Annotated in this window: 17 protein-coding genes; 13 read left to right on the top strand and 4 right to left on the bottom strand. The window is 65.4% G+C overall.

Annotated features, from left to right (window positions below; genetic code table 11):
- Positions 1–7: 7 nt before the first annotated feature.
- Both ASD76_RS08380 and ASD76_RS08385 read right to left on the bottom strand, forming a co-directional pair.
- Positions 8–1903, bottom strand: coding sequence for a PAS domain-containing protein (locus tag ASD76_RS08380; RefSeq protein ID WP_055921098.1), 1896 nt, complete (start codon positions 1901–1903; stop codon positions 8–10).
- A gap of 245 nt (positions 1904–2148) precedes the next feature.
- A complete protein-coding gene (locus tag ASD76_RS08385; RefSeq protein WP_055921101.1) occupies positions 2149–3129 on the bottom strand; it encodes a YfdX family protein in 981 nt (326 codons plus the stop codon).
- Positions 3130–3263: 134 nt separating this feature from the next.
- Here ASD76_RS08385 and ASD76_RS08390 point away from each other — a divergent pair, with 134 nt between their 5' ends.
- The gene (locus ASD76_RS08390) at positions 3264–3890 is read left to right on the top strand and encodes a BON domain-containing protein (protein WP_055921104.1); all 627 of its coding nucleotides are present in this window, start codon (positions 3264–3266) and stop codon (positions 3888–3890) included.
- A complete protein-coding gene (locus ASD76_RS08395) occupies positions 3887–4510 on the top strand; it encodes an HdeD family acid-resistance protein (RefSeq protein ID WP_055921107.1) in 624 nt (207 codons plus the stop codon). The genes ASD76_RS08390 and ASD76_RS08395 overlap by 4 nt, the downstream gene beginning before the upstream one ends.
- 93 nt (positions 4511–4603) lie before the next feature.
- Here the strand turns inward: ASD76_RS08395 and ASD76_RS08400 are convergent, their stop codons facing one another.
- Positions 4604–5101, bottom strand: coding sequence for a hypothetical protein (locus tag ASD76_RS08400; RefSeq protein WP_055921110.1), 498 nt, complete (start codon positions 5099–5101; stop codon positions 4604–4606).
- 157 nt (positions 5102–5258) lie between these two features.
- Here ASD76_RS08400 and ASD76_RS08405 point away from each other — a divergent pair, with 157 nt between their 5' ends.
- The 5 genes from ASD76_RS08405 (at position 5259) to ASD76_RS08430 (ending at position 8464) form a co-directional block, all read left to right on the top strand.
- A complete protein-coding gene (locus ASD76_RS08405) occupies positions 5259–5609 on the top strand; it encodes a DUF5335 family protein (protein WP_055921113.1) in 351 nt (116 codons plus the stop codon).
- Positions 5610–5734: 125 nt separating this feature from the next.
- Positions 5735–6409, top strand: coding sequence for a helix-turn-helix domain-containing protein (locus ASD76_RS08410; RefSeq protein WP_055921116.1), 675 nt, complete (start codon positions 5735–5737; stop codon positions 6407–6409).
- 59 nt (positions 6410–6468) lie between these two features.
- Positions 6469–7158 carry a DsbA family protein gene (locus tag ASD76_RS17935; protein ID WP_200943057.1) on the top strand — a complete coding sequence of 230 codons (690 nt, stop codon included), beginning with the start codon at positions 6469–6471 and terminating at the stop codon, positions 7156–7158.
- Positions 7159–7167: 9 nt separating this feature from the next.
- A complete protein-coding gene (locus tag ASD76_RS08425; RefSeq protein WP_055921122.1) occupies positions 7168–7476 on the top strand; it encodes a hypothetical protein in 309 nt (102 codons plus the stop codon).
- A 424-nt stretch (positions 7477–7900) separates the two neighbouring features.
- Positions 7901–8464 carry an Hsp20/alpha crystallin family protein gene (locus ASD76_RS08430; protein WP_082553685.1) on the top strand — a complete coding sequence of 188 codons (564 nt, stop codon included), beginning with the start codon at positions 7901–7903 and terminating at the stop codon, positions 8462–8464.
- Between the two features lie 192 nt (positions 8465–8656).
- Here the strand turns inward: ASD76_RS08430 and ASD76_RS08435 are convergent, their stop codons facing one another.
- Positions 8657–9265, bottom strand: coding sequence for a hypothetical protein (locus ASD76_RS08435; RefSeq protein ID WP_156457598.1), 609 nt, complete (start codon positions 9263–9265; stop codon positions 8657–8659).
- Positions 9266–9846: 581 nt separating this feature from the next.
- Between ASD76_RS08435 and ASD76_RS08440 the strand changes: the two genes are divergently transcribed.
- From ASD76_RS08440 to ASD76_RS08465, 6 genes are all read left to right on the top strand, one after another.
- On the top strand, positions 9847–10851 hold the full coding sequence (locus tag ASD76_RS08440; RefSeq protein WP_055921131.1) for an LLM class oxidoreductase: 1005 nt from the start codon (positions 9847–9849) through the stop codon (positions 10849–10851).
- A 47-nt stretch (positions 10852–10898) separates the two neighbouring features.
- Positions 10899–11378 (top strand): thioredoxin TrxC, encoded by a 480-nt coding sequence (gene trxC / locus ASD76_RS08445; RefSeq protein WP_321164422.1) that lies wholly within the window; start codon positions 10899–10901, stop codon positions 11376–11378.
- A 412-nt stretch (positions 11379–11790) separates the two neighbouring features.
- A complete protein-coding gene (gene dnaK / locus ASD76_RS08450; protein WP_055921136.1) occupies positions 11791–13683 on the top strand; it encodes a molecular chaperone DnaK in 1893 nt (630 codons plus the stop codon).
- 87 nt (positions 13684–13770) lie between these two features.
- The gene (locus tag ASD76_RS17940; protein WP_082553686.1) at positions 13771–14358 is read left to right on the top strand and encodes a nucleotide exchange factor GrpE; all 588 of its coding nucleotides are present in this window, start codon (positions 13771–13773) and stop codon (positions 14356–14358) included.
- A gap of 48 nt (positions 14359–14406) precedes the next feature.
- Positions 14407–15318, top strand: coding sequence for a DnaJ C-terminal domain-containing protein (locus ASD76_RS08460; RefSeq protein ID WP_055921142.1), 912 nt, complete (start codon positions 14407–14409; stop codon positions 15316–15318).
- On the top strand, positions 15315–15695 hold the full coding sequence (locus ASD76_RS08465; protein ID WP_235506581.1) for a chaperone modulator CbpM: 381 nt from the start codon (positions 15315–15317) through the stop codon (positions 15693–15695). The genes ASD76_RS08460 and ASD76_RS08465 overlap by 4 nt, the downstream gene beginning before the upstream one ends.
- Positions 15696–15922 lie beyond the last annotated feature (227 nt).

The raw sequence follows: 15922 nt of genomic DNA on the forward strand, positions 1-15922 counted from the left end.
ACGATAACTAGGTAGGGTTCCTCGCCGATCTTGCGGCGGGACGATTGACTTCGCTGCGCGGCCGTACACCGGCCGCCAACGCGATTTGTATCAGCTCGGGCAGGTCGCTCGCATCGAGCCGGTTCATGACCTGCGAGCGGTATAGCTCCACCGTGCGCGGACTGATGCCGAGCTCCTTGGCGATAGTCTTGTTTGTCCCTCCCTTGACCAGTCCCTCGAGTACTTCGCGTTCGCGAACCGTGAGGCGGGCGACGCGCGTCGCCGACTCCATCGCGGTCGAGTGAATCCGGCCCAGTCCGTGCATCTCCGCCATCGCCGAAGCGACCGCGGCCTTGAGCCTGTCATCTTCGAACGGTGGAATGAGGTAATCGGAGGCACCCGCCTTCATGGCAGCGATGATGGAATCGGGATCTGCAATCTCAGGCCCGATCACGACAGTGGGAAGAGTGACCGCGCGCGCCTTCAGCTCGCGGGGAATCTGCATTCCGTCCGTGGCCTTCATGCGAAGGTCGATAAGCACACACCCCGGCGTGAGCACCGGAGCGATGTCGATCAGCGCCGACGTGGACTCGAACGAACGCACCTGGAATCCGGCACCCCGCAGCATGTTCGTGAGCCGGCCGAATTCCGCGCCAGGCTTGCCGAGCGTGTAGACGTGGTTGCCGTCGTACAAGGTCAGGTCTTCGATAATGCCGCCAATGCGCGGAACCTGTCCGACATCGCCGCGAATGGGAAAGCTGGTATCGCGCAGCCAGCGAACCGATCCGTCCGGGCGGATGATGCGATACTCATGGAGGATGAGCTCACCGGCCTTTACCGATTCCAGCGCCGCGCACACCGATTGCAGGTCGTCCGGATGGATGCGCGCAAGCCAGTCATCCAGCCCCTTGGGAGCATCCTGGATGGGTTCGCCCCAAATTCGTTCATAGGCCGGGCTGCGATACTCGATCATGTTGCTGACAGGATTGATGATCCACAGCAGGTTCGCGCTGTACTCGGCGAAGGCGCGGAACCGCGCCTCGCTAGCCCGGATCGACGCTTCCGCCCGGCGGTTTTCGGACACGTCGACGACGGCACCGATAAAGGCGGTTGCCTTTCCCTGCTCGAAGGTGGTCTGACCCGATGTCGAGACGTAGCGTTCGACCCCGTCATCACGACCAATGACGCGATATTCTATATCATATCGCCCGTCGCCCGAGGGATCCAGACAGGCCGTGATGGCCTGGTCGACGCGCTCGCGATCGTCGGGGTGGATGCCGGCCTCGAATGCGAGCCGGTCGACCGGCTCGCCCGCCGGCAATCCCCACATGGCCCGCAGGCGATCATCCCATTCAAGCGCATCGCTCACCGGATTCCAGGAGTAGACCGCCAGCCCGAACAGGTCGCTCGCCTCGCGTAGCTTGGCTTCGTAAAGCCTGAGCCTTGCGGCGGTGCCGTCGCAGTCCTCCGGCTCAGGCTCCTCTCCTGTCAAGACTAGAAGATTCTCGACGGACATCGTCCGGTCGCCGTGGAGCCCGCGCTGACCGGCAAGGTATTCGGGCGTCATCGAGGAACGCCGCGGCTTCTCGTCAAGCCGTTCGGATTGCGAATGCTCCAAGGCGGAGATGTCCGACGCAATGCAGCCCCCGCCGATAAATTCGCCATCCGGCCCAAAGATTCCGAAAATCGACCAAGGCACCGCCTTGTTTTGCGTGGCATCGGCGAAATGCCGGACCTTGAGCTCGCCTTTCCAGCGGCGGGCGCGGATCACGGTCGGGAAGACGATGTCGTCGATAATCGCCTGGCTCTCGGGAACGAAGAAATCGGTGAACTTCAGGCTTTCGATGTCGGCATCCCGCGGCAGGCCGACCAGATCGCGCCCGGTGCGGTTCAGGAAAATGGGGCTGAAATTTGCATCGCACACCGCTACGAAAACCGGGGCGTGCTTGAGAACGGCGAGCGACAGCTCCGCTGGCTTAGAGGATGGCGCTCCGGTGTTGCCGGACTGACCTGATTGGCGCCCGTTTTCGGGCGCTCCTATTGATTTTTGTCTATTCGCCATATCGATTGCGCAGCACCCCTGCGGGCGTCACGCGTGTGACCGCGCCTCGGGCGTGCGTTACGGAAATGTAAAAGCCAGTGAACGCGGATTGTTCCCTAGGAACGTCCCTACTCGATTGCAGCGGCCGGGCGAGTTGAACGCGCCGTACCGACGTTTGCGCTCCGCTTGGCCGTATCGAACAGGCCCTTCATCCGGTCGAACAGACCGCTGGCACTGCCTTGGCCCTGCGTCTTGTCCTCGATTTCCGTGAGCGCCTCGTAGAGGCCGCCGAGCTCCTGCCGGCTCGCGTAACCGAGCGCCTGCGCCAAATCGAGCTGCTGGCGCGCCTCGGCGAGCAGTGAGCGCACGCGCGCAGCCTCCTGCGGCGACCGCTGCGCCTGTTCGGCAGCCGGTCGCGCGCGTTCGAGCAGATGCTCCGCGCGAACCAGGGGCAGCGGAATGATCGTCTCTTCGATCACCAGCGTCCCTAGCGCGGCCTCAAGGGTCTCGATGGCTTCCAGCGGCCGTCCGCTCTTGATGAGCGCCGCCGCCTGCCTCAGGCCGCCCGGGTAGGTGGCGAGGGGCAGCTTGGTGACGCTGTACACGTGCTCGCTGGCGAGATCCTCGATCAACCTGCGCCCTTCCTGCAACCGGCCATCGTCGAGTGCCTCCTCGGCCGCCTTGCGCAAGGCGTCGACGTCCCCTGGCGTAGCGATGAGATCGTGAGTCCTTAACTCGACAGCCACCGGCACCAACGCGAGTTCGGGATCGGCCGTGACGACGACTTCGAGCTTTCCGGTAGCGCGCGCCAGCGCGTCGGCCGCACCGTCGAAGTCTTTCTCGGCGAGCATCCCCAGCGCCGCGTATGTCTCGTCAAGCGCCTGCGCGGCATCGCCGACGAGAGCCTTTCGAGTTTCGGCGAGCGCCTCGTACGTCTGGGGCTCGCTTGAGAGGGCGTCCGCTCGCGATGAGCTGGCCTCGGAAGCTAAGGCAGATGTCGCGTCGTCGGCCTCGCGCTCGCAGCCGGCGAGCAGAAGCCCGAGCGCGAGTGCAAGCGAACAGGCGGTCCAGGGACGGGCGACGCGAGGGCTATATGTGGAACCGGGCATGAGACTTCTCCCTTGGCTATTCCCTCCGCCATCGTTCCTAGCTCGTATCCAGGCCTGCCTGCGCTGACGATCGTCAAGGCGGCGTCCTTCGCCGCGCCTAGTTTGCCTGCTCCTCAAAGGAATGGAGACGACACATGGCCAACGACAATGACATCAAGCGTGACGTGGAAGCCCAGCTCCGCTGGGATCCCGACATCGATACCACCGACATCTCGGTGTCGGTCCACGACGGCGTCGTCACGCTCACCGGATTCGTCCGCAGCTACAGCCAGAAATACGAAGCCGAAAAGGAGGCGAAGTCCGTGCGCGGGGTCCGCGGCGTGGCGAACGACATCGAGGTCAAGCTGCCGAGCCTCAACCAGCGCGCCGATCCGGAGATCGCGCGCGAGGCGGCCGAGGCGCTCAAGCGCGAGCTGCCCTATTCGAGTGAGCAGATCAAGGTCGTCGCCCGCGATGGTTGGCTGACGCTCGAAGGCGAGGTCGACTGGAAGTTCCAGAGCGAGCGCGCGGAAAAGGCGGTCCGCCGGATCAAAGGCCTCAAGGGCGTGAGCAACCTGATCAAGATCAAGCCGCGGGCCGCGCCGAGCGAGGTCAAGGAGCGGATCGAGGAAGCCCTCAAGCGGACTGCCGAGATCGATGCGCAAAAGATCACCGTCGAGGTGTCGGGCAACGAAGTGACGCTGCGCGGCACGGTGCGCTCCTGGCTCGAGCGTCTGAGCGTAGAGCACCCATCACATCTCGACATCAGGAGGTTGCAATGACGACGGTGTTTGACCTTGGAATCGAACGCGACCCGGACATTGGCCGACTTGCCGAGCTGTGGTGGGTGGTCGCCTTGCGCGGGGCCTTTGCCGTCGCGCTCGGCATCATGGCCGTGATCTGGCCGATCGCGACCCTGTTCACGCTCGTACTGGTGTTCGCGGCCTATTGCGTCGTGGACGGGGTGTTTTCGATCATCCTCGCGGTGCGCGGAGCCAAGCGCCACGAACGATTCTGGTGGTGGTCCGCGCTCTACGCCGTGGCCGCGTTGGCTGCCGCGGCAGTCGCGGTTCTCTATCCCGAGATCACCATGCTGGTCTTCGTGGCCACTTTGATCGCTTGGGCGCTGCTCCACGGGGCCTTCGCGATTGCCGCGGCAGTCCGGCTCGGCCGCGCGAATGGTCGGGCGTGGCTCGCCGCCAGCGGGGTCGCCTCGCTGATCCTCGCGGCGTTGTTGGTGGCGTGGCCGGCGATCGGGCTGTTCACGTTGACCTGGATGTTCGCGTTCTACGCCCTCACGGCAGGCATCACGCTGCTGGGATTGGCGCTTCGCCTGCGCGCGCGGCATTCGCTCGCGAGAAGCGGCAAGTTCGGCGAGCTGGAGACACCGGGCGCCACCTGAGGGCGGCAGCCGGTCTGGCCAAGTTCGGCGCGGCGGGGCAGGCGATGGCCGACCTCGTCGCGCGCCCGGCACCCTACGATCGACCCGCTCCCCCTAGCCTGCGCCAGCGCCGAAGCGTGCTGTCAAGCCATCGATGACGGCTTGGACCGACAGGCATTTGTAGAGCACCACGAAACCCTGCATTGCCCTCAGGAAGTCCTGCTGACGTGACGCGAAGCTGTCCGCCATCTGCACCAGAACGGGATTCTCGTCACACAGCATTTCGGCTGCCAAGGCGATGAACTGTTCTTCGCCAAATTCCTCGATGAGAGTGTCGATCACATCGAGCGTCTGCGCGGCGATGCGCGGCACGACCCCCCCTCTGTCACGGGCGTCCAGAGCCAGGATGCGGTAGAATTTGGCAAAGCCAGTGAAGGCGCCCGCCTCGTCGCCGTCATCCCTGGCGCAGCGCTTCGCAATGGCGAGATAATGGGGGTTTTCGGCACGCAGCTGCTCGACGATCTCCGCGACGCAGGCCTGTGGGCCAACGTCGTCGAAGTCCCGGGCTACGCGCTCCCAATGCCGCTCGGAAACAGGCTGAAGGGTGGTCATTGCTGGGCTCCAAGAACTGACTGGGAAGACCGTATGTAGGGCTCGCCACCCGCTTTCGCAAAGACGGGCGCGCGAGGCCGACACGGGAATATTGATAACCGTCATTGTTCCGCGGGGCTCGCCGTGTTTCTCCACACAGCTGGCAGAGGAGCACGACATGGCAGTTCGATCGATAGACAAGAGCCAGTGGAACGCCTTTCTCGCAGGCCTGTCCGATGCGCTGATCGGCAAGCGCGCCGAGATAGAGGTAGGTTCGCTGGACCTCGGCGATCAGATCCTCGTCGAGCGGCTCCCTCTCGTAGCGATCAGCTACGATCCCAGGGACGACCTCATCAGTGTCCGTCTGGAAAGCCTGGATCACCTGATCCGGTCGCCTCGCGAGCTTTACGTCGACGTCGGCCTGGGCGGCCTGTCGTATCTGGAAGTAGTCGACGGCGAAGGCGCTCGCCAGATCATCAAGCTGACGGATCCGCTGGCGCTCCCCGATCCCGACAGCCTCGCCCGATAGTCGGGGTTTCCCCTAGGTATCGTCCGGATACCCTAACGACCCAAGGCCCCCCATTTGAATAACGGCCAGTCAGCAGACTGGTTTGGCCGCGGGGGTTGGTGTGCGGGGCATTCCGGAGTTTCGTCATGCTCGCAGCGGACGTCTTTGCACTGACGCTCACGTCATCTCTCCCCGGCTCGGTCGAGAACGCGCGGCAAGCCATCGCGGAGCTGCGTTCGATCGCGACGACCACCAGCTGCAGGCCGGAGCAGCACTGCGACGGTGGAAGCTGCCCGGTCGCCGGCTGGGTCGAGTCTGGCATGATCCGCAAGTACGTCGTGCACGCGAACGGGCAGCGCCGCATCATCGATCTGCTGATGCCGGGCGACTTCTTCGGCCTGTCGAATGGCGACGAGCGCGACAGTTCCTTGCAGGCGGTGGCGAACGGTACGCGCGTTGCCCGTTGCTCGCGCCGGCGGCTGCTTGACCTGGCCGAGCGCAACAGGACTGTCGGTCAACTTCTACAGGAACGCGCGCAGCACGCGATTGCCCGTCTCGAAACCCACCTGCTGGTGCAGGGCCGCACGAGAGCCCCTGAAAAGGTAGGGGCCTATCTGCTATGCCTGGCCAGGAGGCTCGGCTCTCCTGCTGCCGACCTGGACCTGCCGATCACCCGCTACGACATCGCCGATCATCTCGGGATCGCGGTCGAGACCGTATGCCGTGCGATCACCGAGTTGCGGAACGCGGGCGCCATCGATCTGAACTCGCCGCGCAGGATCTCGATACGCGACGCGCACATGCTCGACCACGAAGGGTGACGATCGTCAAGGCGCGGCGCCGCTGCGTGGCTAGCTTCCGACCCAGCGAGGAGTTCCCCATGACAAATCACCGAATGCCCGCATCAGCCGATCGCGTCGACACCAGTCCCCGCGATTCCTTTCCAGCCGGCGATCGGCCGAGCTGGACCCACGCTGGCGACAGAGCGCAGGTCCACGTGGCCGAATCCCGGCGCGTTGCGGTCCCGCCGCTGTCCTCGGTCGATCACGTTCGCGGCGATCCGCAAGCGCAACGGGTTCTCATCGAATACGGCGACTACCAGTGCCCGTACTGCGCCCTTGCCGAGCCCGTCGTGGTCGAAGTCCTTCGGCGGCACAATCGCGGCCTCTTGCAGGCTTTTCGCCATTTCCCCCTCGAGGCGATCCATCCGATGGCCAAGCCTGCCGCGGAAACGGCGGAGTTCGCCGGAGCCCATGGCGACTTCTGGTCGATGCACGGCGCCCTCATGGCCCATTCGTCCACCCTCAGCCTCCCGGTGATATTCAACCTCTCGGCGCTACTCGGCCTCTCCGCCGCCCGGTTGCGCGACGCCCTGTCCGGCGGAGCGTGCGCGGCCAAGGTCAGACGCGATTTTGCGATGGGTCTCCAGGGCGGGGTGAGGGGCACGCCCACGTTCTTCATCGACGGGGAGCTTTACGAGGGCCCTGTCACCGCCGACGGGCTGAACGCGGCGCTGGACCGGCCAGCCGGCCTCGTGATCGGGTCGCCGACAATAACCATCCGGACATAGGAGGTCGGCATGATCCGCTCCGCTCGCTGGATCGAGCTTGTCGCTTGCCCCGGAAGGGAGCGCGATGTCGCCGCCTTCCTGATCGATGCGCTGCCTGTCGCCCAGCGCGATGAGGGAGTCAGATGCTGGTTCGGAATCCGGCTCGACCACAGCACATTTGCCATTTTCTATGCCTTCGACAGCGGGGAAGTGGGGGAGGCGCAGTTTTCTGCAGCCTTTGCCGAGGTGCTGAAGGATCGATCGGGAAGCCTGTTGTCGCAGGAACCGAAGATCCGCAGCGCCGACGTCCTTGCGGCAAAACTTCGGGAGGGCGACTGATATACCCGTCGCCGGCCTCGCTTTCAGTCAGACAGGCGTGGATTACCCGGACCAGCTGCCTCACCGGCGGCGGCGACCTGCTTGGTCGAGCCACCGAGGTTCCGGGGCGCTCGAGCCCCGCGACAGTCCCGGAGAGGATCACGAACAGACGGGGCCCCTCTTCACCCGTCGTCGTAACGCGGTCTCCTTTGGCGAAGCGCACGATGCAGCCGAACGCTCTTAGCTTCTCTCGTTCCTTTTTTCGCGAGAACGGGCAGGATCTGCTCGCGCTTGTCCTCCCCTTGGTAGTCCGGAACGCCATCACCCCTCGCCTGCCACAGACTATCAAAGGCTCGTTCGATGCCCGGAATGACGATCGTCAAGGCGGGGGCGGCGATGGGCGAGGACAACCTGGGTCCCCCATCATGCTTGAAGGAGATCGATCATGGCTACCCAACTTCCCACGCCGATGCGGCAGCGCGGAAGCCTGCAGAAAATGGCAGTAGACCCGTTGCTCATGGTGCAACGCGACATGGACCGCCTGTTCGGCAATCTCGTGCGCAGCATGGTCGGCAACGAGGCTGGCAACGGCGAGCTGGCCATGACACCGCGCATCGATGTTCGCCAGACCGATGGCGGCCTCGAGATAGACGCCGAGTTGCCCGGCGCCGACGAACAGGATGTGGAGGTATCCCTCGACGGTGACGAGCTCACCCTAACCGGCGAGATCAGACGCGAGCGCCAGGACGAGAACAGCGGCTATCGCCTGGCCGAGCGTCATGTCGGCCGTTTCCGGCGTGTCATCCAATTGCCGTTCGAGCCCGATCCCGACAAGGTCGATGCCGGATTCCGGAACGGGCTCCTGACCATAACCATTGCCCAACCGCCGCAGCAGGACCGCGTCAAGCGCATCGTGGTCAATTCCGGCGAGCGCGGGGCATCCGCGTCCCAACACGGGGACGACGAGAAGGAGCCGCCGCAAGCCCAGAAAGAAACCGCTGACGCCTGACGGTGGCCCAAGCGAGCCCCCCGCCAATCTCGGAGCGATCAGGAATCCTCGTGAATCCTGGAAAAGGTGGGGGGAAGCGGGTGCGGCGGCCTCGCGCCCCGATTTCCGCCCTCCTCCGAGAACCCCCCTCCTCCTTTCGCCCGGAAGGCAGGGTCGTGCCGGAAGTTTGCGCTCGATCTGCTCCCGGGTTCGCTACGCATCCATCGTGCGACGACGATGATAGTGCTGGTCCGCGATCAGCGGACGGCAAATATGCTCGACGGCCGCGATGGTTTCGGCCAGGCGCCGTGCCAGGACATCGTCCGCGTCATCCACCCAGCCGATCGCGTCTTCCCATCGATCCCGTTCGGTGTCGGAGGCCAGCTGGTCCGGGTCGCGGATGAGGGACTCGGCAGACGACATGACCTCACCATGGATCGCGCGCATTTCCTCGAACGGATGCGACGAACTCTCTCCGAAATAGGCCATGAAGCGGTACCGGCTCGCCTGGAGCTCGGAGAACAGGGCGCTTTCCTGGGTCAGCCGTTCGATGGGGGAGGCATGCGATTGATGGCGCCGATCACGGTCTTCGCCCTGCGGCGCCGAGCCGGGCGGCCGGTCGGGGAGCCGGGCCCAGATCAGCACATCGCGGGCGCGGTAGAACTGGGCGAGCACGTCTTCGGCCAGTTCGGCCTTGCGCCGCCCGACGATCTCCGCGCGCCAGGCGTCGACACCCCGGATGCCGGCCCACGCGGCAATGATCGTGGCGAGGCCAGCCATTGCCGTGCCGACAGCGGTCACCCAGTCCGCCGACAACGACACTCGCGCCCCCTGGTTCTCGAACCCTCGCGCTCCCGGAGCCTCAGCATGGCCCTCTCCTTGCGCAGGTGATCACGGCTTCGACCTCTCGCTCGATCTCGCTGCCGGTTGTCATGGCAATCTCCCATTGCGGTGGCGTCCCCCGGCTAACTTGAGGCGCCCCTTTCCGCCTTGACGATCATCAGGTCTGCGCGCCATCTCGAATTGACGGCCTCCGCTGCCTGACGCGGGCCCAGTCGGTCGTGCGTGGAGGGCGGCGGGCACCCGGGCAGCCTTTTCGACCATGGTCACCGCCACACTGCACCCGCCCCGCCACAGGGTCGCCCAGGGCGACGCCCCTTCTCGGCCGCTGAAGGATTGACCGTCGTCATGGCGTCCCCGCGCCGGTCAGCCAGATTGTCGCCGTACCACAGAGGAGCGTCGCAGATGCCGCAACACGCGACCCGGCAGGCCATGCCGCTGGAGATAACGACGCCATTCGCGAGCATCATCTCGTGCCCTGCGCCGCTCGCCACCCGTGAGGCGACAGGGCGCTGGCGCTGCGCTGATCCGGCTCCCCATCATCGCGACCGCGAGGAGTCAGTATGCTGAAGGCCAACAAAGCCGCGTCGATCGGCGATTCCGCCGGCTTCCGGCGCATGTTCGCGCCCGGCCAGCTGTCTCTCGGCGTGTTCTTCCCTATCGAGGCCTTCGCGAGGGACGAGCCCGAAATGCGCGACCAGCCGCGCCTCGCCCGCCGCGCTGAGGAACTCGGCTTTTCCGGCCTCTGGACGCGAGACGTACCGCTGCGCGACCCCGACTTCGGAGATCTGGGCCAGGTCTACGATCCATGGGTGTGGCTAGGCTCGATCGCCGCGCATACGTCGACGATCGCGCTTGCAACCGGCTCGATCATCCTCCCGTTGCGTCACCCGCTCCACACCGCAAAGGCCTCCGCGTCTGTCGACCGGCTGACCGGCGGGCGCTTCGTCCTCGGCGTCGCCTCCGGCGATCGCCCCATCGAATTTCCGGCATTCGGTGTCGACTGGCACGAGCGGGACGTCCTCTTTCGCGAAAACCTCGCGGAAATCCGCAAGGTACTCGCGGACGAATATCCGCGCCTCCAGTCGAGCTATGGCACCCTCTCGGGAACGGCGGACCTCGTGCCCAAGCCCGTCGCTCGCCTGCCGATCCTGATCACCGGGTCGAGCCGGCAGAGCCTTGAGTGGATTGCCGCGCATGCAGACGGCTGGATCACCTATCCCCGCGACCTGGCACGACAGGTCGAGCTTGTCGCGAACTGGCGCGCAGCGGTGGAGGTCGCGTCGCCGGGAGTGTTCAAGCCCTTCGTGCAATCGCTCTATCTCGATCTCGCCGAACAGCCGGCCGAGCCGCCCCGGCCCCTTCATCTCGGGTTCCGAGCAGGCCGCAACTTCGTGCTCGATTTCCTGAACGAGCTCGCCGGCGCGGGCGTCAACCACGTCATCCTCAACCTCAAATATGGTCGCCGCGCCGCGGGCGAAGTGCTCGAGGAGCTCGGCGAGGAGGTGGTCCCGCACCTGGGCCAACGCGGGCCGACGCTGCCTCTCAAAGCGGCTGCCGTAAGCTAGACCGCGAGCCCAGCCACTCCGACCTGCGCCGCATCATGGAGGCCCGGATGTCCGATACAAGCGGTAGTCGCCCACCGCCAGACGCTGCAGGGATGCTGGTCGTCGCCTGCCCCGTGGACGCGTCGCTGAACCGCGTCCCCCGCGCAAAGCTCGACCGCCATCCGAGATGCGGCAGGTGCCTCGCGCTGCTTTTCGAGGGCAAGGCCGTGGTGCTCAATGCCGCGAATTTCGAGACGCACGCGCTCAAGAGCGACCTGCCCCTCGTGATCGACTTCTGGGCGGAATGGTGCGGTCCCTGCCGGATGATGACGCCCAGCTTCGAGGCGGCAGCGCGGCAGCTCGAGCCGCGAGTGCGGCTCGGGAAGCTCGACACCGAGGCGGAGCCCGCCCTTGCCGAGCGCTACGGCATTCGCGGCATCCCGAGCATGGTCATGCTCAGGAAGGGACGGGAGATCGCGCGCACCTCGGGTGCCATGCCGACGTCGGCGATTGTCGCCTGGGTAGAACAAGCCCTGCCCGGGGCCTGACGAAGCGCCGCGTTTCGTCCACGCGTGATCGCTTTCTTTCCGGGCGGCACAGGTTTCCAGAGCCACCACCGCCTGCTCCACGGCGCCGTCGACACCGATGCTCTCATCGCGCGGAAAAGCCGGTCCGGAACCGGCTTTTCCGGCCGCTTCGATAGCCCTGTGAGCGAAGGTCGCGACCGCATCCAGGGCAATACTCGGGAGAAATTGACGATCGTCAGGGCAATGCCGGGCCACCGGCAGATAGTGCGAGGTCCAGCGTTGGAACCGGCAAGTGGAAGCAGAAGTGCGGCGGAGCCGCCGCCGCTTCAGCGCCCCCTGTTCGGCAAAGCGATCCGGCGGGACGCGCAGCCCAATCGCGCGATGCCGAGCCGGCACGTCGGAAGGCCGTCCTCGGCAGCAAAGGAACTTGATCATGGCAAAAGCGATCGGCATCGATCTCGGGACCACGAACAGCTGTGTTGCCGTGATGGAAGGCAACAAGGCGACGGTGATCGAGAACAGCGAGGGCGGCCGGACGACCCCGTCGTACGTTGGGTTCCCCGAGACGGGCGAGATCCTGGTCGGCCAGCCGGCGAAGCGGCAGAGCATAACCAACCCCGAAAATACCGTTTATGCGATCAAGCGGCTGATCGGGCGTCGATACGACGATCCGACGACCCAGAAGGACAAGGAGCTGGTGCCGTACAAGATCGTGTCCGGCGACAATGGCGACGCATGGGTGGAGGTTCGCGGCAAGAAATACAGCCCCAGCCAGATCAGCGCGTTCATCCTGCAAAAGATGAAGGAAACCGCGGAAGCCAACCTTGGCGAGACCGTCACCCAGGCGGTGATCACCGTCCCCGCCTATTTTGACGACGCACAGCGCCAGGCGACCAAGGACGCCGGCAAGATCGCCGGGCTCGAAGTGCTGCGCATCATCAACGAGCCGACCGCAGCTGCGCTCGCCTACGGCCTCGACAAGAAAGGCTCAGGCAGGATCGCGGTCTATGACCTCGGCGGCGGCACGTTTGACGTCTCGATCCTCGAGATCGGCGACGGCCTGTTCGAGGTGAAGTCGACCAACGGCGATACCTTCCTCGGCGGCGAGGACTTCGACAAGCGGGTGATCGATTACCTTGCCGACGAGTTCAAGAAAGAGAACGGGATCGATCTGCGCAACGATCGCCTGGCGCTGCAGCGCCTGAAAGACGCCGCCGAAAAGGCCAAGATCGAGCTTTCGAGCGCAACCCAGACGGACGTCAACCTGCCGTTCATCACGGCCGACCAGACCGGTCCCAAGCATCTCACCCTCAAGCTGAGCCGCGCCAAGCTCGAAGCTCTCGTGGACGACCTCATCCAACGGACGATGGAGCCGTGCCGCGCGGCGCTCAAGGATGCCGGTCTCGATACGTCCAGCATTGACGAGGTCGTGCTCGTCGGGGGCCAGACACGCATGCCCAAAGTGCAGGAGGCGGTGCAGACGTTCTTTGGGCGGGAACCGCACAAGGGCGTCAATCCCGACGAGGTCGTGGCAATTGGCGCCGCCATCCAGGCGGGCGTGCTGCAGGGCGACGTCAAGGACGTGCTGCTGCTCGACGTCACGCCGCTGTCGCTCGGCCTCGAGACGCTGGGCGGTGTCATGACCAAGCTGATCGACCGCAACACCACGATCCCGACCAAGCGGAGCCAGACCTTCTCGACCGCCGAGGACAATCAGCAGGCGGTCACCATCCGCGTCTTCCAGGGCGAGCGCGAGATGGCCGCCGACAACAAGCTGCTCGGCCAGTTCGACCTCGTCGGCATTCCGCCGGCGCCGCGCGGCGTACCGCAGATCGAGGTGACGTTCGACATCGACGCCAACGGCATCGTCAACGTATCGGCAAAGGACAAGGCCAGCGGCAAGGAGCAGACCATTCGCATCGAGGCCTCCGGCGGGCTCAGCGACGCGGATATCGATCGGTTGGTGCGCGAAGCTGAAGCGCATGCCGACGAGGATCGTCGCCGTCGCGAACTGGTCGAGGTCCGCAACCAGGCCGACGCGGCGGCTTACAGCGCGACCAAGGCCCTGTCAGACGCCGGGGACCGCGCGCCCGCCGAGATCCGGACGGAGATCGAGCGGGAAGTCAGCGCGCTCAACGAAGCGATGCAAGGCGAGGATCTCGATCGCATGCGCTCCGGGACGGAGCGCGTCACCCAGGCGGCGATGCGGCTGGCCCAGACGCTCAACCAGGCTCAGGCTACACAGTCCTCGGCCCCAGATGCAGAAGCGCGGAGCGGCAACGACGAGGTCGTCGACGCCGAATTCGAAGAAGTCGACAAGCCGTGAGCGCCAGGCCCGACAGTCGTCGACAAGACGAGGCTGACACGAGCTCCCTGACCGGTTCGGTTCCGCGCAAAGCGACAGGAGACGGTCATGGCGGATAGGTCCCCGGACAATCGAACACCGTCAGATGAGACGACTGAAGCGCCGGACATCGCTGGCCTGCAGGCGCAGAATGCATCGTTGCAGGACCGCTTGCTGCGGGCGCTGGCCGATGCCGAAAACGTGCGTCGGCGAGCCGATCGCACTGCTCACGAGGCACGAAACTACGCGGTCGCCGACCTCGCGCGCGAGCTGCTGACAGTCGTCGACAATCTTCGTCGGGCGATCGACGCAGCCGGGGATCCGTCCGGCCCTACCGCAGGTACGGCGTCCCTGGTCGAAGGCATTCGGGCCATCGAGCGTTCGCTGACGACGATGCTCGAACGTGTCGGGGTCCGCCGGATCGAGGCCAGGGGTGCGGCGTTCGATCCCTCGCGACACGAGGCAATAATGGAGGTCGTTGATCCAGAGCGGGCGCCAGGAAGCGTCGTCGACGTCATGGAAGACGGTTACACGATCCATGATCGACTGCTGAGACCCGCGAGGGTCTCCGTCACGCGCGGTCGGCCGGCAACGACCGAAGCGGAGGGGCCGGCCTGGCCCGAGGATCGCGGCTCGTACGCGAACCGGGGCGGGTGATACGGCCGCCCCCGGCGGGGCGGATGAGGAACTCGACAGGAGCAGCCGGTGGCCGACGATCCCTACAAGACGCTGGGCGTGAAGAACGACGCCTCCCAGGAAGACATCCAGAAAGCCTATCGTCGGCGCGCGAAGAAGCTGCACCCCGACCTCAACCCGGGCGACCGGCAAGCCGAAGAGCAATTCAAGGAGGTCTCCTCGGCCTACGACCTGTTGAGCGATCCGGAAAAGCGCGCCCGCTTCGATCGCGGCGAAATCGATGCGTCGGGCGCCGAGCGCCCGCAGCAGCGCTACTATCGAGATTTCGGCGAGCGCCGGGCCGGGAACCCCTATGCGAGCAATGCCGGCTTCGCTGATTTCGCCGACCTTGGCGATCCCGACGATATCATGTCGGCCTTCTTTAGCCGATCCGGTCAGACTGCCCGCAACCGCCGCGGCTCGGATGTGCGATACAGTCTCGAGATCGATTTCCTCGACGCGGTCAACGGTGGCTCACGCACGGTAACGCTTCCCGACGGATCGACCCTCGACGTCAAGATCCCGCCCGGCACGCGCGACGGGCAGGTCCTGCGGTTGCGCGGCAAGGGGCAGCCGGGGTTCGGTGAAGCCCCCCCGGGGGACGCTCTCATCGAGGTGCATGTTCGTCCGCATCCGCTTTTCCGGCGCGAGGGCGACGACATCCACATCGAGCTGGCTGTGTCGCTGCGCGATGCCGTGCTGGGCGGAAAGTTGCGCGTGCCGACGCCCACGGGGGCGGTGACGATGACCATCCCCCGGTGGAGCAACACCGGGGAGAAGCTCCGGTTGAAGGGCAAGGGGGTCCTTCGTCCGGGCGGCACCCGAGGCGACGAATATGTCACCGTGAAGATCGTCCTGCCCGAGAATCCCGATCCCGACCTCGAGCGGCTCGTGGCGCAGTGGCAACCGCGCGAGCGCGCGAGCCAAGCCGCGGAGGCATGATCATGGAACGGCGGGAGTTTCTCAACCGAGCGCGCATCGATGCGGATACCCTCGACCTCTGGATCGAGGCGAGCTGGCTCGCCCCGCGGCGCGCCGGCGGTGAGTGGGCGTTCTCCGAAATCGACCTCGCGCGGACGCAACTGATCCGCGACCTGAGGCAGGACTTCGGCGCCAACGACGAAAGCATCCCGATTATCCTCGACCTGGTCGACCAGCTGCATGGTCTGCGCCGCGCTCTTGGGGAGGTGTTGCTGGTGTTACGCGCGCAACCCGCGAACGCGCGCCAACGCTTCGCGGGGCAACTGCGCGCCCTCAGGCTCGAACGAGACGGGTATGCACGGATCGAACGATCGCGAAGGGCCCTGGACGAGGGCTAGAGATTGCACGCCGCGACACAATGCAATCATTCCCACAGACAGCCGGCTGACGGCGCGCGATGTTCCGCATTGGGACCTATGCGTTGCGATTGTGGGCGGGCCGAGCCCGGCGCTTCGTCCTGTTCGGGTTCTCGTATTCAGCCTCATCGATTTCCGGCCCTGACGTCCAGGCGGGGGGATCGCTCGCAGGAAAGGATTCGAGGTCCGCCTCTTCCACGCGGTCGATG

The organism is Altererythrobacter sp. Root672 (assembly GCF_001427865.1).
Classification (GTDB): domain Bacteria; phylum Pseudomonadota; class Alphaproteobacteria; order Sphingomonadales; family Sphingomonadaceae; genus Croceibacterium_A.